A 26,773-nucleotide genomic window follows, 5' to 3' on the forward strand; every position below is an offset into this window, starting at 1 on the left:
TCCCTGAAAGCCCAGGGGGGACAATGTGGGCGACAGTGCGAAGAAGGAAGCCGCCCCGCACCCACGGGGCGCCCCATTCCTTCTCAAGTGAACGGGGCGCCTGTCAGCGGGTGCACGCTCACGCGAGCGCGGCCGTGCACCCTCGAAGCCCGCGAGACTACTTCGTGCGGCGCTTCTTCGCCGGAGCGGCCACGCCCGCGTCCACCGGACCCGCATCGGGAGCGGTCGCCTCGACCGCGGCGCCCTCCGCGCCCACGCCCGCGTCACCCACGCCCGCGTCGGCGCCCGCGGCACCCGCGCGCTGAACGGCCGGAGGCGGGTTGATGAGCTGGAGCGAGCCGAGGAAGCCGTCCGCCGCCGGAGCGCCGATGCTCGGGTTGAAGAGCACCAGCATGGTGTAGAGGCGCGGGCCCACCAGATAGTTGCGCGCGCGCACCTCGCCGTTGGGCGAGGACACCGTGTAGGACTTGCCGGGGTAGCCGTCGAGCGTCAGCTCCTGCTCGTTGCTGACGGTGCCCTTGAGCTGGTTGGTGAGGCCGTCGCGGCCCTCGTTCAGGAACGCCTCGGGCGGCCGGCTGGCGACGACCTTCTCCGGGTAGTCCGCGATGCTGACCGAGTAGATGACGCCCTCGGGCGTCTGCAGCGAGTAGGCCGCCGTGGACACCTCGCCCGCGGGGATGTTGACCTTCTGGCGCTGGACCTGGGGCTGGCCCGGCATCTTGACGTTGAAGCCTTCCTCGGCGCTCACGTCGGTGAGCTGCGGGGCCGCGGAGGCCGCCGGGTCTCCGCCCGTCTCTCCACCCTCGTTGGGCAGCTCCTCAATCGTGGACGACGCCTCACCGGAGTTGGCGCTGCTGTCGGTCTTCTGCTGACTGACGCACGCGAGGGAAATCAGCGCGAGGGTGGCAATGGAGGCAAGGAGGCGGGACAACGAAGGCATGGGCGCGCTTCCTGAAATGAGTTTTGGGAGGGTTTGAACGCGGTGCGTCGGACGACGCTAGACGAACTGCTCGACTTCTGACTACCCGAGATTCCATCTCCCGCCAGTTTCCAGGTGTCACCAGGACCCCGGAACCGTCGGCGGCAGGACGGACACAGTGCGCCCGGAGGCGGAAAATCGGCCTTCCGGGAGACTACTCGCCCAGATAGGCGCGACGCACCTCCGCGCTCTCCAGGAGCGCCTTGCCAGGGCCGGCCATCACCACCTCGCCCGTCTCCAGCACGTAGCCGTAGTGGGCGGAGTTGAGGGCCAGGTGGGCGTTCTGCTCCACGAGGAGCACGCTGACGCCCGCCTTGTTCACGTCGCGAAGGGTGCGGAAGATGGTCTCCGTCACCTGGGGCGCGAGGCCCAGCGAGGGCTCGTCCAGGAGCAGCAGCTGGGGACGGCTGAGCAGCGCGCGGGCGATGGCCAGCATCTGCTGCTCTCCGCCGGACAGCGTCCCGGCCATCTGGTTGCGCCGCTCCTTGAGCACGGGGAAGAGCGTGAAGTTCTTCTCCATGTCCGCGCGGATGTCCGCGGTGTCCCGGCGCAGGTACGCGCCCAGCTCCAGGTTCTCCAGCACGGTGAGGTTGGGGAAGATGCCGCGCCCTTCCGGCGCGTGCGCCATGCCCCGGGGCACCAACTGGTGCGCCTTGAGGGACGTGGTCTCCTGCCCGCTGAAGTGGATGCGGCCCGCGCTCGCCTTGAGCATGCCGCTCACCGCGCGCAGGGTGCTCGTCTTGCCCGCGCCGTTGGCGCCGATGAGGGCGACGACTTCACCCTTGCCCACCGACAACGACACACCCCTGAGGGCTTGGATGGCGCCGTAGTGGACCTTGATGCCCTCCACCGTCAGCAGGGGAGCAAAGGCCTGGCGCTCGCCCAGAATCTTCACCTGCGCGTCGCTCACGCCGCTCCTCCGTGGCTCTCCAGGTAGCTGTCACCCAGATACGCCTCGATGACCTTCCGGTCGCTTCGCACCTCGGCCGGAGCGCCTCGGGCAATCGTCTCGCCGTGGTCCAGCACGGTGATTTGCTCGCAGATGCCCATCACCAGCTTCATGTCGTGCTCAATCACCAGCACGCCCAGCTTGAAGTCGTCGCGCAGCTTGCGGATGAGGACCATCAGGTCCGCCTTCTCGCGCGTGTTCATGCCGGCGGCGGGCTCGTCCAACAGCAGCACGCGGGGCTGGCTGCCCAGCGCACGCGCGATTTCCAGCCGGCGCTGCTCGCCGTAGGGGAGGTTGCGCGCCTCCTCGTCGCGGCGGTGCGACAGGCCCATGACCTCCAGGAGGTGCTCGGCCTGCGCCGTCAGCCGCCGCTCCTCGCGCTGGAAGGACGGGGTGAGCAGGAGCGCCTTCCACCAGTCCGCGTAGTTGTGGCCCGCGTTCACCAGCTTCGCGCCCAGCCCCAGCCGGGACTGGTGCAGCGCCGTCTGCGCGCGGCAGGCCACCTTCACGTTGTCCAGCGCGGTGAGCGCGCGAAACAGGCGGATGTTCTGGAAGGTGCGCGCCACGCCCAGCAGGTTGATTTGGTGCGGCTTGCGTCCGTTCACCTTCGTGTCCCGGACCAGCACCTGACCCTGGGAGGGCTGGTACACGCCGGTCAGCACGTTGAACGCGGTGGACTTGCCCGCGCCGTTGGGGCCGATGAGCCCCAGGAGGTCGCCCTGCTGGATGGAGAGGTGGAAGTCCGTCAGCGCCTTGAGGCCGCCGAACTGGATGCTCACCCCATCCGCCCGCAGGAGCGCGGGAGGAGACTTCGTGTCTGGCGAGGCGGGGGCCACCGGCTGTGCGTTCGCGCTCACGCGAGCCCCCTGCGCTTGCGAGGCAGCCACCGCGGCAGGACGTCCCAGATCTCCTTCGTGCCGAACAGGCCCTGGGGACGCGACAGCATCAGCACGACGAGCAGCAGGCCGTAGATGGGCATGCGAATCTGGTCCACCCGCTGCGCCAGGCTGCCCTCGGTGCCCAGCGCGCCGAACAGCGAGCGCATGCCTTCGGGCAAGAGCGTGAGGAAGATGGCCGCCACGACAGCGCCGGTGGTGGAGCCCAGGCCGCCCAGCACCACCATGACGACGATTTCCATCGAGCGCACGAAGGTGAAGGAGCCGGGGTTGATGATGGGCACGAAGTGGGCGAACAGGCCGCCGGCGATGCCCGCGAAGAACGAGGAGAAGACGAAGGAGCGGACCTTGTAGCCGGTGGTGTCCACGCCCATGGCCTCGGCGGCCACTTCATCCTCGCGGATGGCCCACAGGCTGCGCCCGTGGCTGGAGCCGGCGAGCCGCCGCGCCGCCAGCACGACGAGGAACACCCAGAAGAACACCATGCCCGGGCTGGAGTACTGGGGGATGCCCGACAGGCCCAGCGCGCGGCCGAACGCGTCCGTGTTCTGCACGAAGACGCGGATGATTTCGCCGAAGCCCAGCGTGACGATGGCCAGGTAGTCGCCGCGAAGGCGCAGCGAGGGCAGGCCCACCAAAAAGCCGCACAGCGCGGCGGCGACGCCCCCGACGAGCAAGGCCAGCATGAAGAGGACCTGGTCGCTGGCCGACACCGGCAGGAAGGACAGCGCCACCTCCTTGAGCTGCAGGGAGGTGTAGCCCGCGATGTACGCGCCCACGGCCATGAAGCCCGCGTGGCCGATGGAGAACTGGCCCGTCATCCCGTTCACGATGTTGAGGCTCACCGCGAGGATGATGTTCACCCCGACGACGGACAACAGATACGTGGCGAAGTCGGAGCCGGTGAGCGACCAGTGGAACAGCGCGAGCGTGGGAATCGCGATGAGCAGCGGGAGGATGCCGCGCAGCGCGGGAGGGACGAGGGACGGTGCCTCGGGGACGGGAAGCGCGGGGGATTGCATCGTCACACCTTCTCCGCGGCGACCCGGCCGAACAGGCCTCCTGGCTTCACCAGCAGCACCAGGATGAGGAAGCCGAAGGCCACCGCGTCACGCCAGGTGCTGGCCGCGTAGCCCACCACGAACTCCTCCACCAGCCCCAACACCAGCGCACCCACCACCGCGCCCGGCACGTGGCCGATGCCGCCAATCACCGCGGCGACGAAGGCCTTGAGGCCCACGTACAGCCCCATGAGCGGGCTCACCGACGTGTCCTTGATGGCGTAGAGCAGCCCCGCGCCCGCGGCCAGGCCGCTGCTGAGCATGAACGTCAGGGCAATCACGCGGTCGGTGGGGATGCCCATCAGCGCCGCCACCCGGTGGTCCCAGGACACGGCGCGCATCGCCCGGCCAAAGCGCGTGCCGAAGACGAGGTACTGCAGGCCCACCATCAGCCCTACGGCAATGAGGAAGCTGATGACCTGCCAGTTCCAGACGACGACGTCCCGGTCGCCGATGATGATCCACTCCTTGGGCTCGATGATTTCCGGGAAGGCGCGGGGGCTGGCGCCCGGCAGGAAGCCGATGTCCAGTTGGAAGCCGTAGGAGAGCGCGAAGGAGATGCCGATGGCGGTGATGAGCGCCGTCAGTCGGGGCTTCTCGCGCAGGGGGCGGTAGGCGAAGCGTTCAATCAGGAAGCCGAACAGCGCGCACCCGAGCATGGCCACCGCGAAGACGGCGGCGATGCCCAGGAACGAGCCGCGCGCCTCGCGTCCAATCGCGAAGGCGGTGGCGTAGCCCATGTAGACGCCGACCATCATGACGTCGCCGTGGGCGAAGTTGATGAGCTTGAGGACGCCGTAGACCATCGTGTAGCCGAGCGCGACGAGCGCGTAGATGGTTCCGGCGGCCAATCCGTTGATGAGGTGCTGGAGAAGCTGCGCCATTTAGGGAGAGATGGTCGTCACATACTGCGTCTTGCCGTCCCCGACCTTGAGGACGACGGCGGACTTCACGGCATTGCGATTGTCATCCAGGGTGACGGTGCCCGCCACGCCTGGGAAGTCCTTCGTCTTCGCGATGGCATCCCGCACCGAGGGGCCACTCAAATCCTTGGCGCGCTTGAGCGCCTCCACCGCCACGCGGGCCGCGTCGTAGCCCAGCGCCGCCAGCGCGTCCGGCACGCCGCCGTACGCCGCCTTGTAGTCGGCGATGAACTTCTGCACGCGGGGGTCCGGGTTGTCCGGCGAGTAGTGGTTGGAGAAGTAGCTGCCTTCAATCGCGCTGCCGCCCAGCTCGAAGAGCTTCTCGGAGTCCCAGCCATCGCCGCCCATCAGCGGGACCTTGAGGCCCACCTCGCGGGCCTGGCGCGCGATGACGCCGACCTCGCTGTAGTAGCCCGGCACGTAGATGCCGTCCGGCTGCGTCTTCTTGATGGCGGTCAGCTGCGCGCGGTAGTCGGTGTCGCCCTGGCTGTAGCTCTCCGTGGTGGCGACCTTGCCGCCCATCTCCGTGAACTTGCGCGTGAAGACGTCCGACAGGTCGATGGAGTAGGCGCTCTTGTTGTCCTGGAGCACCGCCACCTTGCCCAGCTTCAGGTCCTCGCGGGCGAACTTCGCCATGACAAAACCCTGGAACGGGTCGATGAAGCACACGCGGAAGATGTAGTCGCCCTTCTGCGTCACCGTGGTGTTGGTGGACGAGGGCGTAATCATGGGCACGCCCGCCGCCTGCGCCTTCTCCGCCATGGCCAGCGAGTTGGACGAGGCCACGTCGCCCAGGATGAGCACCACCTTGTCCTGCGTAATCAGGCGGGTGGCGGCCTGCGCGGCCTCCTCCGGCTTGCTCTGATTGTCGTAGACGCGGACGGCCAGCTTCTTGCCATTCACGCCGCCCGCGGCGTTGGCCTCCTTCAGCGCCAGCTCGATGCCGTTGCGCGTGGAGATGCCGAAGGTCGCCTGGCCACCGGTGAGCGCGCCCACCTGGCCCAGCAGGATGGTGTCGGAGCCCGCGGCGGGAGTCCCGGTCGCCGTGCTCCCGGACTGACCCTGCGCGGCCTGCGTGCCAGCCTCGCCGGAAGGAGTGGGCTGCGTCTTCTTCTCGCAGGCCGCCGCCATGACGGCGAGCGCGGCGAGCAGCATCGGGGCAAGGCGTCGCATGGGGAGCAATCCTCCTCAACAGGGGGTGCTGCGAGTCAAAGCCCCGGTTTTCTAGGGGAGCCCTCTCCATGGGTCAAGCGCGCTGCCAGTCAGGCCCTCCGCTCACGTACCCTCCGTGCGGCGCGTCACGGGCCACAAAGACCCCACTCACCGTGGGAGAGCAGGGGGAGAGCGGGCGTCCGGTACACCCGTCCCACACCGCGCATGACGCGCCCGCCGGGGGCGCCACGAGCCGCGCCCCGCGAGGAAGGCTTTTCGGCGGCGGAGCGGCCGCCACACGCCGGGCGGGGGCAAGCAGCCCCGTTGGGGGCAACCACGGGACCGAGCCCCTCGCGCGCATGTCGCCATGGCACTGTTCATCCCCGGACCTGTTCCCACCTTCCGGTTGATGGAGAGGTGGACCGCGCCCTCCATCCAGCCAGCAGGAGGAGAGCCAGCCATGTTCCAGCGCAAGGATGTCAGGGAAGGAATGGCCGTACGCAGCATCGACAACGAGAAGCTCGGCAAGGTCTTCGCCATCGGCGACGACGCATTCCACATCGAGAGGGGTCTGTTCTTCCCCAAGGACTACCGGGTCGCCTTCTCGGAGGTGAGCGAGATTCGCGACGGGGAGGTGATTCTGAACCGGGGCAAGGACGCCCTCCAACAGGTCTCCGACGCCGAGCGCGCCAAGGGCACCGCCGGCGCGGGCATGGCGGCCGGGGCCATGGGCCTGGCCTCCGAGCGCACCACGAAGACGGAGACCCGTGTACGCAACGGGGACCCGGACATCTCCCGGGGCACCGTCACGCCGCTGCCGAGCGCCAGCCTGGGCACGGACGCCAGCTACTCGGCCAACATGAGGGCGGACACCGACCTCAAGAGGACCGACTCGCGCCTGGACAAGGAGCTGCGGCGGGACGACGACATCTCCATCCCCGTCCATCGGGAGAAGCTGTCCGTGGAGAAGCGCGACACCCAGGCGGGTGAGCTGCGCGTGCACAAGGACGTGGTGGAGGAGGAGGAAGTCGTCAAGGTCCCCCTGCGCCACGAGCGGGTCCGCGTGGAGCGCCGGGCGGTGACGACGGAGAGGCCCGCGGTGGGCGCGACGTTCAAGGAGGAGACCATCGTCGTCCCGCTCCATGCGGAAGAGGTGGACATCACCAAGCGCTCGGTCCTGGATGAGGAGGTCGTCATCCACAAGGACGTCGTCGAGGAGGAGCGCCGCATCACCGAGCGGGTGCGCCACGAGAACGTGGACATCCGCACCGAGGGCGAGGTCGACGCCCCCCGCACGCTCAACGCCCCCGACGACGACCCGTCGCTGCGCCGCTCCTGAGGCGACGCCCGGGTCAGGCCGCCCGGGCTCCGCTCCTTCCGGAGTGGGGCCGGGCGTCCGCCCCCATCAGCGCGCCGCCTTCTTCTGGGGCGCGGGGCGAGGCTCCGTGTCGATGTCCTCCTGCGGGGGCATCGCTCCGGAGGTCGCCGCCGCCATCAACGGCCGGCCGCCCGCCTCCGTGCGGTCCAGCCGGTTCAGCTCCCGGAGCCGGTCCGGGAAGTGCCGGGCCATCAACCGCGACAGCTCCGTGTCCTTGGCGGGCGTGACGACGTCCACGAGCCGCTCCGCCATCTCCTGCGCGCTCGCGAAGCGCGCCGCGGGAGACTTGGCCAGCGCCACCTCCAGCACCTCCCACAGCGGGCGGGAGATGGTGTCGGGCCGCGTCAGGCGCTCGTCGCAGATGGCCTGCATGGAGACCAGCTCGTCGCCCCGGTCGAACGCGCGCCGCCCGGTGAGCGCCTCGTAGAGGATGAGGCCCATGGCGAACAAGTCGCTGCGCGCATCCAGCCGCTGCCCCCGGGCCTGCTCCGGCGACATGTACAGCGGCTTGCCCTTGACGATTCCCGGCAGCGTCATCGTCCGCTGCGCGCGGACCTTCGCCACGCCGAAGTCCAGCACCTTCACCTGACCGTCGAAGCCCACCATCAGGTTGTGCGGGGACAAGTCCCGGTGCACCAGGTGCAACGGTTTGCCGTCCTCGCCCTTGAGCAGGTGCGCCGCGTGCAACCCGTGCAGCGCCTGCACCACCACCGCCGCCGTCTGCTCGGGCGTCAGCGCTCCCTTGTGCGCGCGCAGGAGCCGGTCCAGGTCCACGCCGCGCACCAGCTCCATGGCGATGAAGTACGCGCCCTGCGCCTCGCCGAAGTCGTAGACGTGGACGAGGTTGGGGTGCGACAGCCGCAGGCCGATGCGCGCCTCGTCCAGGAACTGCTGGACGATGGCCGGGTCCGCCGTCAGGTGCGGGAGGATGCGCTTGAGGGCCACCAGCCGCCCCAGCCCCTCCGGGCCCCGCGCCCGCGCCACCAGCACCTGGGCCATGCCGCCCGTGCCCAGGGGCGTCAGCACCTCGTACTTGCCAATGCGCCCGCGCGGCACCGGCGTGTCGTCCAGCGACAGCTCGTCCAGCCGCTCCAGGGGCCCCTGCCCGTCCGTCAGGGCCAGGAAGGCCAGCACGGCCGTGTCGAGCTGCTCGCCGATGGCCTCCACCAGCTTCATCACCAGCCCGCCGCCGTCCTCGAAGGCGCCGTCCACCGCCAGCCCCAGGCCGCCCAGCTCCAGCTTGCCGAGCTTCAGCCGGGTGCAGAACAGCATCCGCCCGTTCTTCAGCCGGTGCGGCCCCCGCCAGTTGGCGGCTTCGAAGACGTCCGCGCCCAAATCGCCCAGCACCCGCGTCAGCACCGGCCCACGAGTGCCTCGCAGGGACACGAAGCCCGCGGGCGCGTGCACCATGCGCGCGCACTGCGTGAGGAAGACATCCAGCCCCGCGTCCAGCGTCAGGCCGCGCTGGAGGCAGTCCTCCAGGATGTCGTCCGACATCCGATGAACCGCCACCAGGCCGCGCAGGAACGCGACCTCTGTCTCCAACGAAGGGAATTCCACGGGCCCATTACACACCCGCACGCGCTTCCCCGGAAAGTCTGGGGTTGCCGCTAGACGCGCTCGCGGTCCTTCAAGGACACGCTACTGGACACCCGCTCGGAGGAGGCCGAGGACAGCGGCAGGGCGCGGCGGTCGTCGATGAGGCCGTGGATCTCCAGCATGTGCTCCAGGTGGGCCACGCGCGCCTTCAGCATCGCCGTGTCCGGGTGCTGGCCGAGCTGGGCCTCGCGCAGCCGGATGAACGCCTCCAGCACCGGCTTGAGCGAGAAGCGCAGCGTCAACCCGAGAAAGGGGATGCCGACCGTCATCGCCACCACCGACGTAATCACCACGGCTTCGACTGGATCCATGACTCACGACCTCGGAACGGACAGGGGGTGCTTCACGCTACGAAAGGAGCGTGGAGATGATTGCACGCCCCCCGTCCGGAATCCGGGGGTGCTCGTTCAGCTCGCCTGGCCGGTGTAGATGGCGTCGGCGATGCGGTAGGCGCTGCCCTCCAACCGCTGGAAGGACTCCTTGAGGGCCACCGCGTCGGAGGTGTTGAGCATGCCCTTGAGCCGCTCCAGGTCCGTGCGAATCTCCTCGCGGTCCTTCTCCGACAGGAGGCTGGCGTACTCCTCCAGGCTCTTCTCCGTCGTGTAGATGAGGCCGTCGGCGTTGTTGCGCAGCTCCGCCAGCTCCTTCTTCTTCTTGTCGTCGGTCGCGTGCGCCTGCGCGTCGGAAATCATCCCCTGGATTTCCGCCTCCGACAGACCGGAGTTGCTCACCACGCGCACCTGCTGGACCTTGCCGGTGCCCAAATCCTTGGCGCTGACGTGGACGATGCCGTTCGCGTCGATGTCGAAGGACACTTCAATCTGCGGCACGCCGCGCGGCGCCGGGGGGATGCCCACCAGCTCGAAGCGCGCCAGCGTCTTGTTGTCCGCCGCCATCTCGCGCTCGCCCTGGAGGACGTGCACGCTCACCAGCGGCTGGTTGTCCACCGCGGTGGAGAACACCTGGCTCTTCTTGCAGGGGATGGTGGTGTTCTTGTCGATGATTTTGGTGAAGACGCCGCCCGCCGTCTCCACGCCCAGGGACAGCGGCGTGACGTCCAGCAGGAGGACGTCCTTCACCTCGCCCTTGAGCACGCCACCCTGGATGGCCGCGCCCACGGCGACGACTTCATCCGGGTTGATGCCCTTGTGCGGCTCCTTGCCGAAGAACTCGCGCACCTTCTGCTGCACGCGGGGCATGCGCGTCATGCCACCCACGAGGAGCACCTGATTGACGTGCTGCGCGCTCAGGCCCGCGTCCTTCAGGGCAATCTTGCAGGGTTCAATCGTGCGGTCGATGAGGTCCGCGACGAGCGCCTCGAACGTGGAGCGGTCCACCGTCTCCGTGAGGTGCTTGGGGCCGGACGCATCCGCGGTGATGAACGGCAGGTTCACCTCCGTCTCCGGCGCGCTGGACAGCTCGTGCTTGGCGCGCTCGGCGGCTTCCTTGAGCCGCTGCAGCGCCATGCGGTCCTTGCGCAAGTCGAGCCCGTTGTTCTGCTCGGCGAAGCGCTTGGCCAGGTAGTCGATGAGCCGCTGGTCGAAGTCCTCGCCGCCCAGGAACGTGTCGCCGTTGGTGCTCTTCACCTCGAAGACGCCGGCGGTCAGCTCCAGGATGGAGATATCGAACGTGCCGCCGCCCAGGTCATAGACGGCGACGCGCTCGGTGCCGCCGTCCTTCACCTTGTCCAGGCCGTAGGCGAGCGCCGCCGCGGTGGGCTCGTTGATGATGCGCAGGACGTTGAGGCCGGCGATGCGGCCGGCGTCCTTGGTGGCCTGGCGCTGGCTGTCGTTGAAGTAGGCGGGGACGGTGATGACCGCCTCGGTGACGGGCTCGCCGAGGTAGTCCTCCGCCGTCTGCTTCATCTTCATCAGGATGATGGCGGAGACCTCCGGCGGGCTGTGGCCCTTGCCGCGAATCTCCACCCACGCGTCGCCGTTGGGGCTGGTGGCCACCCGGAACGAGCTGACGCTGATGGCCTTCTTCGCCTCCGGCGAGTCGAACTTGCGGCCGATGAGCCGCTTCACCGCGAAGACGGTGTTCTCCGGGTTGGTGATGGCCTGCCGCTTGGCAATCTGGCCCACCAGCCGCTCACCGGAGTCCGTGAAGCCCACCATCGAAGGCGTGGTGCGGCTGCCCTCGCTGTTGGGAATGACCACCGGCTCGCCGCCTTCCATGACGGCGACGCACGAGTTGGTCGTCCCGAGGTCGATTCCAATCACCTTGCCCATGATGCTTACTGACTCCCCCCGGAAGTGCTGTCCGACTGCGGCACGTGTGCCTCGGCGCGCGGCTCACCGTCCCGCGAGGACGGCGCCTCCACGGCCTCGGGCGGCGTGGTTGATGGAGTCTCCACCGCGGACGCGGCTTCGACGACGGGCGCGACTTCGGGTGCTCGCGCGACGACGACGAGGGCCGGACGCACCAGCCGCTCGTTGAGGAAGAAGCCGCGCACCACCTCGAAGGCCACGTGGCCCACGGGCACGTCCGCCGTCTCCACCTGCTGGATGGCCTCGTGCATGCGCGGGTCGAACGGCTGCCCCTTGGCGCTGAAGGACTTCACGCCGTGGCGGCCGAGCGTGTCCTCGAAGGACTTGCGCGTCATGGCCACGCCCTTCTGGAAGCTGTCGATGTCGGTGGACTTGGCCGCCGCCTCGAGCGCGCGGTCCAGGTTGTCCAACACCGGGAGCAGGTCCTTGAGCAGCTTCTCCGAGCCGAAGCGCTGGACCTCCTCCTTCTCCTTCTGCGCGCGCTTGCGGTAGTTCTCCAGGTCCGCGGCGGCGCGGACCATGCGGTCCTGCGCTTCCTTCGCGCGCTCGTGCGCCTCGCGCAGCCGGTCCATGGTTTCGCGGCCCTTGGCCTGGCTGAACTCGACTTGCGCCTTGAGCGATTCCACCTCCGCGCGCAGGGCGGCGACCTCTTCGGCTGTCGCCGGAGTCGCCACGAGGTCATCGGAAGTCACGGAAAGCTCGGGGGAAGCGGCGAGGTCCTCGTCGGAGGCGGCGGCCTGGGGGGCCTCCACCTCGATGACGGTCACCTCGTCATCCTCCATTCGACGCTCGACGCTGCGGACCGCCGCGTCGATGACGTCCTGCCCGATTTCCGCCTGGATGCTGTCCTTTTCGCTGGAGCCGGCCACGGCGCGCACTATCTCACGCGCCGCACACCGTTCCAACAGCCGGGAACGACTCACGGAATCCGGGCCTCACGATTGTGCGGGCCCGCTTCAGGCGGAGTGGAACTTCACGCTCAGGCGGTGGGCTTCTTGGCGCGGCCCATCGTCTTCTTGGAAGCCGGAGCGGCCTTCTTCGCTGCTTGCCCGCCCGCCTTCTTGGCCTTGGCGCGACCGATGGACTTGGTGCCCGCGGCCTTCTTCGCGGCGCGGGGCTCGGCCTTCGGAGCCGGGCTTTCCGTGGGAGCGGGCTCGACGGGGCTCGCGCGGGAGGAGGCGCCCTTGGCCCCCTTGGCCTTCTTGCTGGCGGGGGGACTGGCCGTGGCCTCGCCCTCCTGGTGGAAGGCGCGCTCCACGGCGCCCTCGACCTGGCGCACGGCCGTTTCAATCTTCTCCGCCGCCACCTTGGTGCTGCTGGCCGCCCAGGTGCGCAGCTGCTCCAGGCCTTCCTTCACCTTGGCCTGCTTGTCCGGGTCCTTCACCTCCTTGAGGAGGCGCTGCGCCTCGCCGCGAAGGTCGTCGGTCGTGCGCTTGAGTTCGTCACCGGTGCGCTTGAGGAACTCCATCAACTGCTTGTCCCACTTCTCGGCCATTGAGCGTGTCCTCTCGTCGGGCGGCGGCAGAGCCCCCCATGGTTCCCGCGACTCTCTTGAATATGTCACGGACGACGCTGGCGGCCATTGCCGTTCCAACGCGGCGCGACGTCCGCCGGCTCTGTCCCTGTTCGAGGCCGTCATCGTCGCGCAACAAGGATTTGGCTAGAGTGTCTCGTTTCAAATGCGGGGCCCGGCCGAGGGCCCGACCTGTTGGAGCCACACCCATGTCTTTCGTCCGCGCCGCCGGGGCACTCGTCGTCCTGGCCTTCTTGAGCGCCTGTCCGGGGAGCAATCACGAGGACCCCGGCGGGGGGCCCAAGTTCCCCACCACCGAGCTGGCCGACACCACGGTGGGCGCCACGTACGAGGCGCGCCTGACGGCCACCGGAGGGACGGCGCCCCTGAACTACACGCTGGAGACGGAGCCGCCCCCGGGCTTCTCCTTCTATTCGGCCGACGCGAAGCTCACCGGCCCCGCGAGCGCCTCCGGTGAGTTCTCCCTCCGGGTGAGCGTGCGGGATGTGGAGAAGAGCCAGGATTCGCACACGTACAGCTTGAAGGTGTGGCCGGCGCCGCTGCTCTCCAACACCGCGCCGCTCGCCGCGTTCACCGGCAACGGCTACACGCACACCTTCGGCGTGACGGGCGGGCGGCTGCCGCTGAAGTTCTCCGTGGTGGAGGGCTCGCTGCCCTCGGGCCTGTCGCTGACGCAGGACGGAGAGGTGACGGGCGTGGCGGAGCTGACGGGCACGCAGACCTTCACCCTGCGGGTGGAGGACGCCAGCGGCGTGAGGGTGGAGGGCCGCTTCTCCGTGGAGGTGAAGCCGAGCACGGTCATCCCGGACGGAGGACCGCCGACGAGCTTCCCCCTGTCGGTGGGCAACTGGAACATCGAGTGGTTCGGCTCGCCCACGGAGGACCCGGCGGACGACGCGCTCCAGTTGGCCAACGTGCGGACCGTGCTCAGCGACGCGGGCGTGGACGTGTGGGGCCTGGGGGAGATGGTCAACACGGCGCAGTTCGAAACGCTGAAGACCCAGTTGCCCGGCTACTCGGGGTTCCTGGCCAATGACCCCGTGGTGACGTTCGGCTCCGACTCCTACTCGTTCAACGAGCAGAAGGTGGGCCTGCTCTACAGGACGGGGCTGGTGGAGGTGCGCCAGGCTCAAATCGTCCTGGGCGAGTACGACTACGACTTCGCCGGCCGGCCGCCGTTGCGCGTGGACCTGCGCGTGACCCGGGGCGGCTCCAGCGTGGACCTGACCATGCTGGTGCTGCACATGAAGGCCAGCGCCACCGCGGATGACTACGCGCGGCGGCTCGCGGCGGGCCAGCATCTCAAGGGGTACCTCGACGTCAACCTGCCCACGCAGCGGGTGATGGTGGTGGGTGACTGGAACGACGACGTGGACGAGTCCACCACCACGAACCCCGGCACGGGGGGACAGAAGTTCGACACGCCCTACCGCAACTTCGTGAACGACACGGAGCGCTACACCTTCGTCACCCAGGCCATGTCGCTGCAGGGCGTCGCCTCCACGGTGAGCTTCAGGACGTTCATCGACCACCAGCTCGTCAGCAACGAGATGCTGGCGAACTACGTCTCCAACTCGGCGGCCGTGATTCGGCCGACCCTCCCCAGCTACGGCTCCACCACGTCGGACCACTACCCCATCATCAGCCGCTACAACTTCGGTCAGGTGGTGGCGCGCGGCCTGAAGCTCACCGCGCCCAACGGCGGCGAGTCGTTCGGCGCGGGCGACACGGTCGGCATCACCTGGACGTCGGCCGGGGTGAGCACGGTGCGGTTGCAGTACTCCCTGGATGACGGGCTCACGTGGACTGACATCGCCGCGTCCGTGCCCGCGACGCCCGCCACGTACACCTGGACGGTGCCCTCGGTGGAGTCCGCCACGGCGCGGGTGCGCATCAGCGACGCACAGGACGCCACCTTCACCGATGGGAGCGACGGCGTGTTCGTCGTGAACCGGCCGGTGCCCACGCTGTTCATCAACGAGTACCTGCCCCACCCGAACAACGTCTCGGGGACCGAAACGGTGGACTTCGACAAAATGTTCGTGGAGGTCCGAAACACCGGCACCACCGCCGTGAACCTGGGCGGCTACTCCATCCACGACGAGGAGTCGCGGCGGGGCGACAAGCCCGCGCGCCACGTCTTCCCGGGGGGCACGATGCTCCAACCGGGCAAGGTCTACACCGTCTACTCCGGCGCGTCGGCGGTGCCCTCGGGCGTGCCCAACGTCGCCTACGCCAATGGCGGCGATGGACTGCGCTTCAACCGGGGCAAAAACACCGGCAGCTCCGGCGACACCGCCTTCCTCCTGCGTCCGGACGGCTCCGAGCAGGACAAGAGCAGGTACGACGACGCCACCCAGGGCATCTCCCACAACCGCAGCCCGGACGGCTCAGCCGCGGGGAGCTGGGTGCTCCACAACACGCTGTCCTCCTCGGGCGCGTCTCCCGGCACCCGCGTGAACGGCTCGGCGTTCTGAGCCGCCGGCAAGGAGACACGGCATGGTGGAGACGCTCACGCTGTATCGCCCGGTGGGTCTCAAGGAGGCGCAGCTCGTCCTGGCCCGCGACTGTCGTGGCTTCCCGCCCCGGCTGCCGGACCAGCCCATCTTCTACCCGGTGATGAACGTGGACTCCGCGCGGCAGATTGCCCGGGACTGGAACGCTCCAGACCCGGGCTCCGGCCACGTGGGCTTCGTCACCGCCTTCGACGTGGAGGCCGCGTGGCTCGCCCGCTACCCCGTCAAGACGGTGGGCGCCCGGCAGCACCAGGAGCTGTGGGTGCCCGCCGAGGAGCTGGAGGACTTCAACGCCCACCTCGTCGGCCCCATCCGCTTCATCGAGAGCTGGTACGGCCCGGACTACCAGGGGCCCCCCTCACCCCTGGGTTCCCTGGAGCCTGCTCCGGGTAGACCAGGCGGGCTTCCGGGTGTCCCCGGCCCCACTCCCAAGGTGGAGCCGTAGAAAATAGTTCGGGCCCATAAAAGCGCGTCCCGACAACTATTTCCGGGACGCGCCGCAAGGAATTCGGCGCCTCTTCGTTGAGGTGCACAACCCATTTCGCGCGCAGGCTCCGTATCCCTTTCAAGGGTGACGGCTGGCCGGGCATCGGGCCCGAGCCGGTTCGCGTGGGGTCGGAGAGACCGTGCTGCCAGGCAATGACCGTTCCGTCCTGGAGTCCTTCCGCCGTGGGGACTCGTCCGTCCTCACGCAGGTGTACCGCGTCTATTCGCCGGAGGTGCTGCGCTACCTCTCGCGGCGCTTCTCCGTGGGCGCGGACGGAGGGGCCACGCGCACCGTGTCCCTGTCCGCGCTGGATTTGGACGCGGCCCATCAGGAGACCTTCGTGCGCGCGTTTCGTCCCAACATGCGGCAGGCCTATGACGGCGTGAGGCCGTACCTGGGATTCCTGCTGACGGTGGCGCGCTCCACGGCCATCGACCTGATGCGCGCGTCGGGACGGGTGTCGCGGGAAGCCGTGTCGCTGGACGAAGCGCCGGAGCTGAGCCAGTTGCCCAACGAGGGGCGCAGCCCGGAGGAAGAGGCGCTCGGCACCGAGGTCCGGACGCTGGTGCGCCGCTTCCTGGAGACGCAGTCCGAGGAAGGTCGTGCCCTGGCGCAGCTCCGGTTCGTGGACGGGCTGTCCCAGGAAGCCGCCGCCGAGAAGCTCCGACTCACCCGAGGCGAGGTTCGCGTGCGCGAGCGACGACTGCGCACGCAGTTCACCGAACACCTGAAGTCCTCGGGCTGGCTGGACACGGCGGCCGAGCCTGGGCGCATGGAGCTGGGCGTCATCCTGGCCACCCTGGCCCTGTGCGCAATAGGGAGCATCCCATCATGAGGTGGTACGAGCGACACATCGACGCCAGCCTGCCGCGCTGGGCCCAGGGAGAGCTGCCCGCGCCCCAGGCCGCCCGCCTGCTGCGCCACGCCCATGTCTGTCACCGGTGCGGCCCGCTCTATGAACGCTGGGCCCAGGCCCATCGCGCCCTGGAGGACTCGCTGGACGCGCCCTCCTCCATGGAGCGGCTCGCGCTGACGGAAGGTGGATTGGAAGCGGCGCTCGCGGCGGCGGAGCCCCTGTCCGTGCCCTCGCGGTGGCCGTCGATGGTGGCGCTCGCGGGCGCGCTGACCGCGGTCGTCGCCGCCATGGTGCTGACGCCCGCCCTGACCGACGAGTTCCGTGCCCGGGGCCTGGGCACCCCACCCCCTGGCGTGGCGCTGCGCATCTTCTGCGCCACCCCGGGCCAGCCGCTGCGGGAGCTGCACTCGGGTGAAGCCTGCCCGGCTGGCGCCATGCTGGCCTTCGCCGCGGGCGGACAGGCGCCGTACACGCATATCGCCGTCCAGGTGAGAGGCACGCAGCGCGCGGAGCTCACCGCCGGTCCCTTCGTGTTGTCCGGTGCGCCAGGCAAGGAAGCGCCCCTGGAGTTGACGGTGCCGCTTCCGGAGACGGTGGGTGAGGCGGAGGTGACCGCGGCGTTCGCCGACAGCCCGTCCGCGGCCCTGGCGGCCTTGCGTGGGGAGGAGACGGGGGGGGCAGTGGTGCTCAAGCAGGCGCTGAGGGTAGAGGAAGGACCATGAACAAACTGGGAGTGCTCCTCGGGGCCGCCGCGCTTTTCGCCGCTCGCGACGCCTCGGCGGAAGCCCTGGTCCGCCGAGCGCTCGTGATTGCCCACAACGGCAGCGACGACCCGTCGTTGCCCGCGCTGCGTTTCGCGGACGATGACGGCGTGCTGTGGGCGGAGACCCTCCAGCGGTTGGGCGTGGAGACGACGCTGCTGGTGGACCCGGATGCCGCCACGCTCGCGGGCGCGCGGCCGGTGCTCGCGGGCGCGCGCCCTCCCACGCCCGACGAGGTGAAGCGCGAGGTGGCCCGCCTGCGCGCCGCCAGCCTGGCCGACGACGAAGCCGGCCGCGAGACGGACGTGCTCGTGGTGTACGTGGGCCACGGCAACACGGATGAAGCCGGCCGCGCCTACTTCACCCTGGCCGGAGGCCGGCTGGACAAGGCGAGCCTCTACGCCGACGTGGTGGACCCGCTGGGCGCCGACTACGTGCACCTCATCGTCGACGCCTGCCGCGCCTCCGGCGTCGTGGGGAGCCGGGGCGGGCAGACGGACACGGCGGTGCTGGCGGAGCTGCGCGGCATGCTCGCGCGCGAGCAACTGGCCACCCGGCCCACCGTGGGCGCTCTCTTCGCGGAGAGCGAGGACGGGGAGACGCACGAGTGGTCCCGCATCCGCGCGGGCGTCTTCAGCCACGTGGCGCGCTCGGGGCTCCTGGGCGCCGCGGACATCAACGGCGACGGACAGGTGGAGTACAGCGAGCTGGGCGCGTTCGTCTCCGCGTCGCTGCAGGGCGTGAAGGGCCTGCCCGCGCGGCTGAGCATCCACGCCTTCGCGCCCACCGGCGCGCCCCGCCGTCCCCTCGTCGGACAGGCCCCCAGCGGCCCCAGCCTCGCGCTGTCCACCGGCTTCGGGCACTCGCGCCTCTCCGTGGAGGACGCGGACGGGCGGCGCCTGGCGGACGTGCGGCGCTCCGAGGACCAGTACGTGATGCTGCGGCTGCCGGAGCGCGAGGTGTACTGGCTGCGCACGCCCACCAGCGAGGCCCGCGTCACGCTGGCGGAGCTGTCCCAGGACGTGCTGCCGGAGCTCAAGCCGCGCGAGCTGCAGGAGCGCGGTCCCGCCGAGGAAGCCCTGCGCCGCGGCCTGTTCGCCATGCCGCTCGACAAGGACTTCTATGACCAGTACGTGGCGGCCGCGGGGCTGGTGCCGGTGGATTTCTCCCGCGCGTTTCCTCCGGCCGCGGGCGGCGACTTCGTGTCCCGGCGGTTCGCGATATCCAGCCCCTCCCCCTGGTCGTCGTGGGAGGTGGGCCTCCTGGGTCACCAGGCCCCGCTGGGGCTGGGCTCGTTCTCCACCGGCCCGAGCCTCTCCTGGCGCAGCGACACCTGGCCTCACCTGTACTACGGCGCGCGCGCCTCCTACTCGCTGATGCCGGTGGCGTTCGAGGGCATCCGCACCCACCGCGCCACGGTGCAGGGGCTCTTGGGCCTGCGGGATGGGGTGCGCACGCCGCTGTTCCTGGAGGCGGGGCTCGGCTGGGGCGTGCTGGGCGTGACGTCGAAGGCCAGGCGCATGGGAGATCCGACGCTGCTGACGACGCACGCGGCGGCGGGGGTGGCGGGGCGGCTCTTCGGACTGAAGCTGAGACTGGCGGCCACGGTCGCCGCGGACCGCGTCACGCTGGACGGTGACGACCAGTGGGACCGGATGTTCGGCATCGAGCTGGGGCTGAGGCGCTGACGGCGTCCGGACCAGGGGAAGAGCGCTCGTGATGCGATGTCTCTGGATGACGCTGCTGGTGCTGGCCTCGGGCTGTGACGCCATCGACCTGGAGCTCTTCCAGCACAAGCCCCTGTCCCGCTTCGAGGCAGAGCCCCCCGGTGACATCTGTGAGCACGGTGGACGTCGCGTGCTCACGGGCCTGGACACGAACAACGACGGCGTCCTGGACGACACCGAGGTCCGCACCACCGACTACGACTGCAACCGGGCGCCGCCCGAGGTGCTGGTCGTCACGCGGACGCTCCTCCCGGGAACCACGTGCCCGCTGGGCGGAGAGCTCGTCGAGGCGGGCCTGGACGTGAATGGCGACGGGGAGCTGGAGGCGGAGGAGGTCTCCCAGAGCGCCATCACCTGTCGGGAGTCCTCGACGGTGGTGTACCGGGTGAGTGACGTGGACTCGTATCCCCTGGCCTGTGACGAGGGGACCTCCCTCGTGGAGGCGGGGCCCGACCTGGATGCCGACGGAGCGCTCGACGACTCGGAGCGCCGCGCACAGACCGCCGTCTGCGCGCCCGCGTCGACCGTCCGCGTGCGCCTGCAAATCGAGCCCCCCGGGGCCCGCTGCGCCTCCGGCGGCACGCGCCTCAACGTGGGCACCGACGCGAACGGCAACGGGACGCTCGAGGACTCCGAGGTGGCCACGCGCACCTACGTGTGCCTCTCGACGAACACGTTCACCGGCGACTACTTCCTGCGCGACGCGGTGGACCTGGAGGTGCTGCGCGCGTTCTCCCGAATCGAGGGCACGCTGAACATCCAGGACACCGCGCTGCCTGAAATCGTCCTGCCCTCGCTCGTCGCGGTGGAGGGCCCGCTGTTCGTGGGGGGCAACACGGCCCTGACGCGCCTGGAGCTGGAAGGGCTGAGCTTCGTGGGCGGCGGCGTCAGCCTCTACACAAATCCAGAGCTGGTGACGCTGACGCTCGGAGGCCCGACGGAGCAGGACATCCTGTGGGTGGAGGGGGACTTCGAACTGCAGCAGAACCCCAAGCTCGCGAGTCTGGACGGAATGAAATCCGTGCAGCCCCGGGGCAACCTGTCCTTGTTCGACAACGACTCGCTCACGGACCCGGGCTCGTGGCACCTGACGCAGCTGCCCGGCTCGCTCGACGTCATCGGCAACGAGCAGCTGACCCGGCTGCCCTTCCGGGCCCTGCTGCGCGTGGGAGGCTCCATCGCCATCAACGAGAACCCCGCGCTCGTGGGGCTGGAGTTGACTCGCCTGGAGACGGTGGGCAACACCGTCACCATCCACCGGAACGGCTCGCTGACCGACCTGACGGGCCTGCCCGTGCTCCGGACGATTCAAGAGGGTCTGTACGTGACGGACAACGACTCCCTGGTCTCCACGGCGGGGCTGGGCGAACTCACCACCGTGAGCTGGCTGCACGTCGCCGACAACGACGTCCTGGCGGCCTGCGACTTCCCTCGGCTGATGACCATCCCTGGCCGATTTGACCTGATGCGCAACAAGGCGCTGGCGCGCCTGGGGAGGTTCCCGTCCCTGGTCTACCTGCCGCGACTGACGCTCGCGCAGAACGACTCGCTGAACGACCCGTCGGGGTTGGACCGTCTCTCCAGCATGGAAGAACTCGAGGTGACGGGGAACGCGTCGCTCAGGAACATGGACGGGCTCAACCACCTCAGGACGCTGGCGAAGCTCAAGGTGGACTCCAATCCCGCGCTCGAGCGGCTCTCATTGGACGGCCTCCAGCGAGTGAACGAGACGCTGGAAATCATCGGGAACCCGGCGCTGCCCACCTGCATGGCCAACCTCTTCGCGAACCGGGTGTTCAACGGGATAACGAGAACCATCGAGGGCAACGACGACACTCCCACCTGCGCGCCCCCTCCCGATGGGCTGACAGGATTGGACGCGTCGCCCGTTGAAGGACGCCTTCGATGAGAGTGTTCTGGCTGCTGGCCCTGCTGCCCTGGGTCACGGGCTGTGAAGCGCTCCGCTTGAGAGAGCTGCTGAAGCAGTTCCCCCCGCTCTCGCGCACCGTCGTGGAGCCTCCGGGTGAGCGCTGTCCCCTGGGAGGACAGGTGGTGTTCGTGGGCATGGACACCAACACGAACGACGCGCTCGACGACGACGAGGTGACGAGCACCCAGGTCCACTGCTCCACCCCGCCCGAGCTGGTGGTCATCATGGAGCCGGTGCCCTTCGGGACACGCTGCCCGGGAGGCGGGCAGGTCACCCGCGCCGGTCGAGACACGGACGGCAACGGCGTCCTGGACGCGGAGGAGACTGACCGCGAGGTGTACTCCTGCTGGAAGGTCACCGACGCGCCCATCCTCTCGCGCGTGCGCGTCCCCTCGCCGTCCCTCGTCGCCTGTCCCGAGCCCACCACGCACATCCTCGTCGACGCGGGACCCGACGAGAACGGCGACAAGAACCTCGACGATGACGAGGTGAGGCTTACCCTCAGCACCTGCGCCCAGGAGCCGCTGCTGCGGGTGGAGCTGGACTGGGAGCCTCCCGGTGCCCGCTGCGCGGTGGGAGGTACTCGCGTCCTCGCGGGCATGGACCAGAACGCCGACAGGCAACTGGACGCCCTGGAGGTCCTCATCTCCAACGTCCTCTGCGAGGACGGGCGCACCTTCGATGGCGACTTCCTGGTCCAGCGCGACACGGACCTCGCCGTGCTCCAGGGCATCAGCCGCATCCGAGGCAACCTCCTCTTCTTCAACGGAAGTCCGACCCTGGCGCAGGCGAAGCTGCCCTCGCTGGAGGTCGTCGACGGCGCCGTTGTCATCGAGAGCAATCCCTTCCTCACGCGGATGGAGGCGCCCGGGTTGCGCTTCGTCGGCGAGGGGCTGACGATTCGAGGCAACGATGCGCTGGAGACGCTGACCGTCGGCGGAGGCGGAGCCGGATGGCTGTGGGTGTCCCGGGACCTGACCGTCGAAAACAACGCCCGGCTGAAGAGCCTGGACGGACTGCGGTCCGTCGTTCCTCGCCGCAATGTCCAGGTGAAGGGGAACGCCGCCCTCACCCATCCGCTCAATGGCCTGGGACTCCAGTCCATCGAGTTCCTTGAAGGGTCGCTGAGCATCTCCTCCAATGGCGCGCTGGAGAGGCTGCCCCTGGCCACCCTGGCGCGAGTGAACGAAGACGTGGTCATCGAGGACAACGCCAGCCTGGCGACACTCGTGGGGACGCGGCTGGAGTCCATTGGCGGAGGCCTGCTGGTACAGGGCAACCCCATGCTGCTGAACCTCGCGGGCCTGTCGTCACTCCAGGTCGTCTCCGGCAAGCTGCAGGTGAGGGAGAACGCGGGGATGGTCACCTCCTACGGCCTGTCCTCTCTCTGGCATGCCGGGAGCATCTTCTTCGCTCGCAACAACGCGATGACGGTGTGGGGAGGAATGACCACCCTCCGGAGCGTGGAGACGGGCATCTCGGTGGACGCCAACGCGAAGCTGGAGACCATCGGCTCCATGACCTCACTCGTGAACGGGCCGTGGCTCGCGCTCTACGGCAATCCCAGGCTGACCGCGCTGCATGGGCTGGGGAACCTGGAGCAACTGCGAGGCTTCTCGGTCAACGACTGCGACTCGCTCACCACGCTGAACGAGCTGACGAAGCTGCGCACCATCGACACGCTGATGGTGGAGGACAACGCCCACCTGACCCAACTGGGCTTGGACCCGGTGCGACAGGTGTCCGGCTATCTGGCCGCCCGGAACAACCCGCGGCTTCCCACCTGCCAGATTCAGGCGTTCGCCGGACGGGTCTACACGGGCCGCCCGGACCTGCTCTTCGTGGAAGGCAACGACGACCAGGCTCCCTGTCCATGAGTCCGCGCGACGGGAGCAGCATGCGCGATGAGAAGCGACGAGGAGCACCTTCGATGCGATGGACCTGGGCCGTACCGCTGCTCCTGCTCGGAGGCTGTGATGCGATTCGCATCGACGACTTCCTCGCGCCTCACGCGACGCTCACCCGCAAGGAGCCGGAGCCGCCCGGCGAGCACTGTGAGCATGGAGGGGAGGCGCTGCTCGCGGGGCCGGATGCGAATGACGACGGGCGCCTGTCCGACGACGAGGCGGCCAGCATCCAGTACTTCTGCGACAAGCGCCCCCCGCGCGTCGCGCAGCGCACGCGGGAGGAGCCGGTGGGCACGCGGTGCGAGCACGGCGGGCACGCGGTGGAGACGGGCATCGACTCGGATTGGGATGGCGTGCTCGACGACGCCGAGGTGACGGCCACCGAGTACGTCTGCGCCACGACCTTCCCCGGCGTGCTGGTGCGCACCAGGGCCGTGCTTCCGGGCGCGGCGTGTCCACTGGGCGGACAACTGACGCACGCGGGCAACGACACGAACCAGGACGGCATCCTGTCCGACGACGAAATCACCCGCGAGGTCTACGGTTGCCTGGAGCCCGAGACGGTGCTCACGCGAGTGGTGTTGCTCGGGACGCGAGGAGGCAGTGAGTGCGGCTCCACGGACATCCATGCCGTGGAGTCGGGACCGGACCTGGACCGGGACGGCACCCTTGACGACGACGAGCTTCGCGCCGCGAGCCACATCTGCAACCCGCGGGTGCCCATCCTGACACGCCAGCATGCGGAGGCGCCCGGTGTGAACTGCCCCGCTGGCGGCATGGCCGTGGCCTACGGCGGAGACGAGGACAAGAACGGGGTGCTGGAGGAACTGGAGGTCCTGGCCCGGCATTACGTGTGTCGGTCCGCCGCCACCCATGACGGCCCCTACGAACTGCTCGACGCCACGGACGTCGCCGCGCTCCAGAACATCTCCCACATCCGGGGAGGTCTCATCATCTCCTCGCAGGTGGCCACGGAGGTGGTGCTTCCCAGGCTGGAGTTCGTGGAGGGCTCCGTGGACATCCACGACAACCCGCTGCTCGTGCGCGTGGCCATCCCCGGGCTTCGCTTCGTCCGGGATGACCTGCTCATCGCCCGCAACCCTCAACTGACCTCGTTGACGTTCGGCCCCGCCGCCTTCCCTCCGAGTCGCGAGGTCCCGGTGGGCCGGACCCTGAAGGTGGAGCGGAACGCCCAGTTGTTCTCCCTGGCCGGGACGAGCGCCCTCGCCCCTCGGCAGGGCCTTGAAATCACGGACAACGCCCTCCTCGACAGCGCGGGGAGCTTCACCTTCGTCCAGAGCATCACGGGCACGGTGCTCATCTCGGGCAATCCGGCGCTGAGAGACCTTCCACTGCCGCAGGTCACCTTCGTCGGGTCACTCTCCGTCGTCGACAACCCCTCGCTCCAGACGCTGGCCGGGCTGCGCAAGCTGCGGACCGCGCAAGCCAACGTCTCCCTCGTCCGCAACGAGGCGCTGGAGGACTCCGCCCTGCTGGAGAACCTGCAGACCGTCGGCAGCGACTTCGAGGTGTCGGGAAACCCTCAGCTCAAGCGCCTGGAGCTGCCCAACCTCTCCCGGGTGGGGGGCTTCACCATCGAGGGCAACAGCAACCTGTCGGTCGTCGGCCCCATGCGGTCCTTGAGGGACGTGGGTTCGCACCTCCGCATCATCGGAAACGCGAGGCTGTTTCAAGTCACGGAGCTGAGCGCCCTGCAGAGCATCCGCGGTGAGCTGGCCATCGCCAACAACCGCTCCCTGGTGGACCTGTCGGGCCTGGAGCGACTGACCGTCGTCAGCTACGTCTACGCGGATGGGAACACGAACCTGCCGACCCTGGCGGGGCTGAAGGGGCTGCGCGAGGTGGACGGCTTGACGGTCCGGGACAATCCAAGCCTCACGGAGCTTCGGCTCGACTCGCTGGCCCAGGTCCGCGTCGGCTTCATGGTCACCGGCAACACGTGGCTTCCCTCGTGTCGGGCCAGGCGGCTCGCGGAGGCCGTCCACACGGGCGCCCTCGACGAGCGCGTCATCGAAAACAACGACGAAGCGGCCGCGTGCCCGCCGTAGTCCACCTCACGGGCGCTCGCTGACGCCCGGGCTCCGAGCAGTCCACATAGGCCCCGTCCCCTCGCCTGGAGAACCTGACCGCGCCGGTGCGTTCTCTCCCAAGGGGGAGCGAACCGCATGGCCAAGCCCGTCATCCTCGCGGTGGACGACGACACGGAAGTGCTGCGCGCGGTGGAGCGCGACTTGCGGCGTCAGTACGGCCGCGAGTACCGCGTGCTGAGCGCGGACCGCGGTGAGTCCGCGCTGGAGACGGTGCGGCAACTGCGGCTGCGCGGAGACCCGATAGCGCTCTTCCTCGTCGACCAGCGCATGCCGGGCATGTCCGGCGTGGAGTTCCTGGAGCAGGCCAAGACGCTCTACGACGAGGCCCGGCGCGTGCTGCTCACCGCCTACGCCGACACGCAGGCCGCCATCCACGCCATCAACGAGGTGCGGCTGGACCACTACCTGCTCAAGCCGTGGGAGCCTCCCGAGGAGCGCCTCTATCCGGTGCTGACGGACCTGCTGGAGGAGTGGTGGGCCCACCACCCGCCGACCTTCGAGGGCATCCGCGTGCTGGGCAACCGCTGGGCGCCCCGCTCCCACGCGCTGCGGGACTTCCTGGGCAGCAACCAGGTGCCCTACCAGTGGCTCGACGTGGAGGGCAGCGACGAGGGCCGGCTCCTGCTCGCCCAGGCCGGCGGCGCGGCCGTGGAGAAGCTGCCCCTGGTCCTCTTCCCGGATGGCACGCGGCTGATGGGCCCGTCCACGCTGGAGGTGGCCGAGCGCATCGGCCTGAAGGTCCGCGCCACCAAGCCCTTCTACGATTTGGTCATCATCGGCGGAGGCCCCGCGGGGCTCGCCGCCGCCGTGTACGGCGCTTCCGAGGGACTGAGCACCGTCATGGTGGAGCGCAGCGCGCCGGGCGGACAGGCGGGCACCAGCTCGCGCATCGAAAACTACCTGGGCTTCCCCGCGGGCCTGAGCGGCGCGGACCTGGCGCGGCGCGCGGTGACACAGGCGGCGCGCTTCGGCGTCGAAATCCTCACGCCCCAGGAGGTGAGCGGCCTGCGCGTGGAGGACCCGTACCGCATCGTCACCCTGGCGGACGGGACGGAGCTGAGCTGTCACGCGCTGCTGCTCGCCATGGGTGTGCAGTGGAAGAAGCTGGAGACGCCCGGCATGGAGGCGCTCACCGGCGCGGGCGTCTACTACGGCTCGTCGCGCACGGAGGCGGTGTCCTGCAAGGAAGAGGACGTCTTCATCATCGGCGGCGCCAACTCGGCGGGACAGGCCGCGCTCTACTTCGCGCAGTTCGCCCGCCAGGTGACGCTGGTGGTGCGCGGTGACTCGCTGGACAGGGGCATGTCCCACTACCTCGTCGAGCAGGTGCGCTCCCTGCCCAACGTCACCGTGCTGCTCGACACCGAGGTGACGCGCGTGGAGGGCGGCACCCACCTGGAGCGCGTCACCCTGACGACGCGGGGACAGCCCGAGCGCACCGTGCCCGCCAGCACGCTGTTCGTGATGATTGGCGCCGTGCCCCGGACGGAGTGGCTGGACGGACTGGTGGCCCGGGACACACGGGGCTACGTCCTCACCGGACCGGACCTGATGCCCGGAGGCCAGCGCCCCAAGGGCTGGAAGCCGGACCGTCCGCCGTTCCTCCTGGAGACGAGCGTGCCGGGCATCTTCGCCGCGGGCGACGTGCGCCATGCCTCCATCAAGCGCGTGGCGTCCGGCGTGGGCGAGGGCTCCATCGCCATCTCCTTCATCCACCAATACCTGAGTGAGGTGTGA

The 26,773-nt window shown here is 69.3% G+C and carries 21 protein-coding genes; 10 read left to right on the plus strand and 11 right to left on the minus strand.

The features are described 5' to 3' along the window. Positions 1-157: 157 nt before the first annotated feature. From HUW62_RS11290 to HUW62_RS11315, 6 genes are all read right to left on the minus strand, one after another. Entirely contained in the window at positions 158-940 is a 783-nt protein-coding gene (locus HUW62_RS11290) for a hypothetical protein (RefSeq protein WP_163864064.1), read from the minus strand. Between the two features lie 193 nt (positions 941-1,133). Then, a complete protein-coding gene (locus HUW62_RS11295; protein WP_368670387.1) occupies positions 1,134-1,838 on the minus strand; it encodes an ABC transporter ATP-binding protein in 705 nt (234 codons plus the stop codon). Positions 1,839-1,885: 47 nt separating this feature from the next. Then, the gene (locus HUW62_RS11300; RefSeq protein ID WP_163864357.1) at positions 1,886-2,764 is read right to left on the minus strand and encodes an ABC transporter ATP-binding protein; all 879 of its coding nucleotides are present in this window, start codon (positions 2,762-2,764) and stop codon (positions 1,886-1,888) included. 17 nt (positions 2,765-2,781) lie between these two features. Then, entirely contained in the window at positions 2,782-3,846 is a 1,065-nt protein-coding gene (locus HUW62_RS11305; RefSeq protein ID WP_163864066.1) for a branched-chain amino acid ABC transporter permease, read from the minus strand. 2 nt (positions 3,847-3,848) lie between these two features. Further along, complete coding sequence (locus tag HUW62_RS11310; RefSeq protein ID WP_163864067.1) at positions 3,849-4,769, minus strand: branched-chain amino acid ABC transporter permease; 921 nt, start codon at positions 4,767-4,769, stop codon at positions 3,849-3,851. Continuing rightward, complete coding sequence (locus HUW62_RS11315) at positions 4,770-5,981, minus strand: ABC transporter substrate-binding protein (protein ID WP_163864068.1); 1,212 nt, start codon at positions 5,979-5,981, stop codon at positions 4,770-4,772. A gap of 439 nt (positions 5,982-6,420) precedes the next feature. On the opposite strand from HUW62_RS11315, the gene HUW62_RS11320 reads away from it, so the two are divergent. Continuing rightward, on the plus strand, positions 6,421-7,299 hold the full coding sequence (locus tag HUW62_RS11320; RefSeq protein ID WP_176434426.1) for a YsnF/AvaK domain-containing protein: 879 nt from the start codon (positions 6,421-6,423) through the stop codon (positions 7,297-7,299). 66 nt (positions 7,300-7,365) lie between these two features. Here HUW62_RS11320 and HUW62_RS11325 read toward each other — a convergent pair whose 3' ends face one another. The 5 genes from HUW62_RS11325 to HUW62_RS11345 form a co-directional block, all read right to left on the minus strand. Beyond that, positions 7,366-8,898: a serine/threonine-protein kinase gene (locus tag HUW62_RS11325; protein WP_176434427.1), complete on the minus strand. Its 1,533-nt coding sequence runs from the start codon at positions 8,896-8,898 to the stop codon at positions 7,366-7,368. A 50-nt stretch (positions 8,899-8,948) separates the two neighbouring features. After that, entirely contained in the window at positions 8,949-9,248 is a 300-nt protein-coding gene (locus HUW62_RS11330; RefSeq protein ID WP_163864071.1) for a hypothetical protein, read from the minus strand. Between the two features lie 96 nt (positions 9,249-9,344). Then, complete coding sequence (dnaK, locus tag HUW62_RS11335) at positions 9,345-11,168, minus strand: molecular chaperone DnaK (protein WP_163864072.1); 1,824 nt, start codon at positions 11,166-11,168, stop codon at positions 9,345-9,347. Between the two features lie 5 nt (positions 11,169-11,173). Further along, positions 11,174-12,085 carry a nucleotide exchange factor GrpE gene (gene grpE, locus HUW62_RS11340; RefSeq protein WP_163864358.1) on the minus strand — a complete coding sequence of 304 codons (912 nt, stop codon included), beginning with the start codon at positions 12,083-12,085 and terminating at the stop codon, positions 11,174-11,176. Between the two features lie 101 nt (positions 12,086-12,186). After that, positions 12,187-12,702 carry a transcriptional regulator gene (locus tag HUW62_RS11345; protein ID WP_163864073.1) on the minus strand — a complete coding sequence of 172 codons (516 nt, stop codon included), beginning with the start codon at positions 12,700-12,702 and terminating at the stop codon, positions 12,187-12,189. Between the two features lie 227 nt (positions 12,703-12,929). On the opposite strand from HUW62_RS11345, the gene HUW62_RS11350 reads away from it, so the two are divergent. The 9 genes from HUW62_RS11350 (at position 12,930) to HUW62_RS11390 (ending at position 26,773) form a co-directional block, all read left to right on the plus strand. Beyond that, positions 12,930-15,218, plus strand: a complete 2,289-nt coding sequence (locus HUW62_RS11350; protein ID WP_255203372.1) for a lamin tail domain-containing protein — start codon at positions 12,930-12,932, stop codon at positions 15,216-15,218. A 22-nt stretch (positions 15,219-15,240) separates the two neighbouring features. Then, positions 15,241-15,702: an ADP-ribosylation/crystallin J1 gene (locus HUW62_RS11355; RefSeq protein WP_176434428.1), complete on the plus strand. Its 462-nt coding sequence runs from the start codon at positions 15,241-15,243 to the stop codon at positions 15,700-15,702. A 181-nt stretch (positions 15,703-15,883) separates the two neighbouring features. Then, positions 15,884-16,579, plus strand: coding sequence for an RNA polymerase sigma factor (locus HUW62_RS11360; RefSeq protein WP_163864074.1), 696 nt, complete (start codon positions 15,884-15,886; stop codon positions 16,577-16,579). Beyond that, complete coding sequence (locus tag HUW62_RS11365) at positions 16,576-17,322, plus strand: hypothetical protein (RefSeq protein WP_176434429.1); 747 nt, start codon at positions 16,576-16,578, stop codon at positions 17,320-17,322. The genes HUW62_RS11360 and HUW62_RS11365 overlap by 4 nt, the downstream gene beginning before the upstream one ends. Continuing rightward, the gene (locus tag HUW62_RS11370; protein ID WP_176434430.1) at positions 17,319-19,049 is read left to right on the plus strand and encodes a caspase family protein; all 1,731 of its coding nucleotides are present in this window, start codon (positions 17,319-17,321) and stop codon (positions 19,047-19,049) included. The genes HUW62_RS11365 and HUW62_RS11370 overlap by 4 nt, the downstream gene beginning before the upstream one ends. Positions 19,050-19,080: 31 nt before the next feature. Beyond that, complete coding sequence (locus tag HUW62_RS11375; RefSeq protein ID WP_176434431.1) at positions 19,081-20,997, plus strand: hypothetical protein; 1,917 nt, start codon at positions 19,081-19,083, stop codon at positions 20,995-20,997. Then, on the plus strand, positions 20,994-22,895 hold the full coding sequence (locus HUW62_RS11380; protein WP_176434432.1) for a hypothetical protein: 1,902 nt from the start codon (positions 20,994-20,996) through the stop codon (positions 22,893-22,895). Before HUW62_RS11375 ends, HUW62_RS11380 begins: the two co-directional genes overlap by 4 nt. A 53-nt stretch (positions 22,896-22,948) precedes the next feature. Next, the gene (locus tag HUW62_RS11385) at positions 22,949-24,994 is read left to right on the plus strand and encodes a hypothetical protein (protein ID WP_176434433.1); all 2,046 of its coding nucleotides are present in this window, start codon (positions 22,949-22,951) and stop codon (positions 24,992-24,994) included. Between the two features lie 117 nt (positions 24,995-25,111). Beyond that, the gene (locus HUW62_RS11390) at positions 25,112-26,773 is read left to right on the plus strand and encodes an FAD-dependent oxidoreductase (RefSeq protein ID WP_163864080.1); all 1,662 of its coding nucleotides are present in this window, start codon (positions 25,112-25,114) and stop codon (positions 26,771-26,773) included.

The organism is Myxococcus sp. AM011, from assembly GCF_013372595.1.
In the GTDB taxonomy this organism is placed as follows: Bacteria; Myxococcota; Myxococcia; order Myxococcales; family Myxococcaceae; genus Myxococcus; species Myxococcus eversor.

Excerpts from the sequence above, each read along its gene's own strand:
- HUW62_RS11390 (WP_163864080.1), top strand. The coding sequence starts at position 25,112 with ATGGCCAAGCCCGTCATCCTCGCGGTGGACGACGACACGGAAGTGCTG.
- HUW62_RS11315 (WP_163864068.1), bottom strand. The coding sequence starts at position 5,981 with ATGCGACGCCTTGCCCCGATGCTGCTCGCCGCGCTCGCCGTCATGGCG.
- HUW62_RS11355 (WP_176434428.1), top strand. The coding sequence starts at position 15,241 with ATGGTGGAGACGCTCACGCTGTATCGCCCGGTGGGTCTCAAGGAGGCG.
- HUW62_RS11370 (WP_176434430.1), top strand. The coding sequence starts at position 17,319 with ATGAACAAACTGGGAGTGCTCCTCGGGGCCGCCGCGCTTTTCGCCGCT.
- HUW62_RS11320 (WP_176434426.1), top strand. The coding sequence starts at position 6,421 with ATGTTCCAGCGCAAGGATGTCAGGGAAGGAATGGCCGTACGCAGCATC.
- HUW62_RS11305 (WP_163864066.1), bottom strand. The coding sequence starts at position 3,846 with ATGCAATCCCCCGCGCTTCCCGTCCCCGAGGCACCGTCCCTCGTCCCT.
- HUW62_RS11290 (WP_163864064.1), bottom strand. The coding sequence starts at position 940 with ATGCCTTCGTTGTCCCGCCTCCTTGCCTCCATTGCCACCCTCGCGCTG.
- HUW62_RS11345 (WP_163864073.1), bottom strand. The coding sequence starts at position 12,702 with ATGGCCGAGAAGTGGGACAAGCAGTTGATGGAGTTCCTCAAGCGCACC.
- HUW62_RS11380 (WP_176434432.1), top strand. The coding sequence starts at position 20,994 with ATGAGAGTGTTCTGGCTGCTGGCCCTGCTGCCCTGGGTCACGGGCTGT.
- HUW62_RS11350 (WP_255203372.1), top strand. The coding sequence starts at position 12,930 with ATGTCTTTCGTCCGCGCCGCCGGGGCACTCGTCGTCCTGGCCTTCTTG.
- HUW62_RS11385 (WP_176434433.1), top strand. The coding sequence starts at position 22,949 with ATGCGATGGACCTGGGCCGTACCGCTGCTCCTGCTCGGAGGCTGTGAT.
- HUW62_RS11375 (WP_176434431.1), top strand. The coding sequence starts at position 19,081 with ATGCGATGTCTCTGGATGACGCTGCTGGTGCTGGCCTCGGGCTGTGAC.
- HUW62_RS11365 (WP_176434429.1), top strand. The coding sequence starts at position 16,576 with ATGAGGTGGTACGAGCGACACATCGACGCCAGCCTGCCGCGCTGGGCC.
- dnaK (WP_163864072.1), bottom strand. The coding sequence starts at position 11,168 with ATGGGCAAGGTGATTGGAATCGACCTCGGGACGACCAACTCGTGCGTC.
- HUW62_RS11310 (WP_163864067.1), bottom strand. The coding sequence starts at position 4,769 with ATGGCGCAGCTTCTCCAGCACCTCATCAACGGATTGGCCGCCGGAACC.
- HUW62_RS11330 (WP_163864071.1), bottom strand. The coding sequence starts at position 9,248 with ATGGATCCAGTCGAAGCCGTGGTGATTACGTCGGTGGTGGCGATGACG.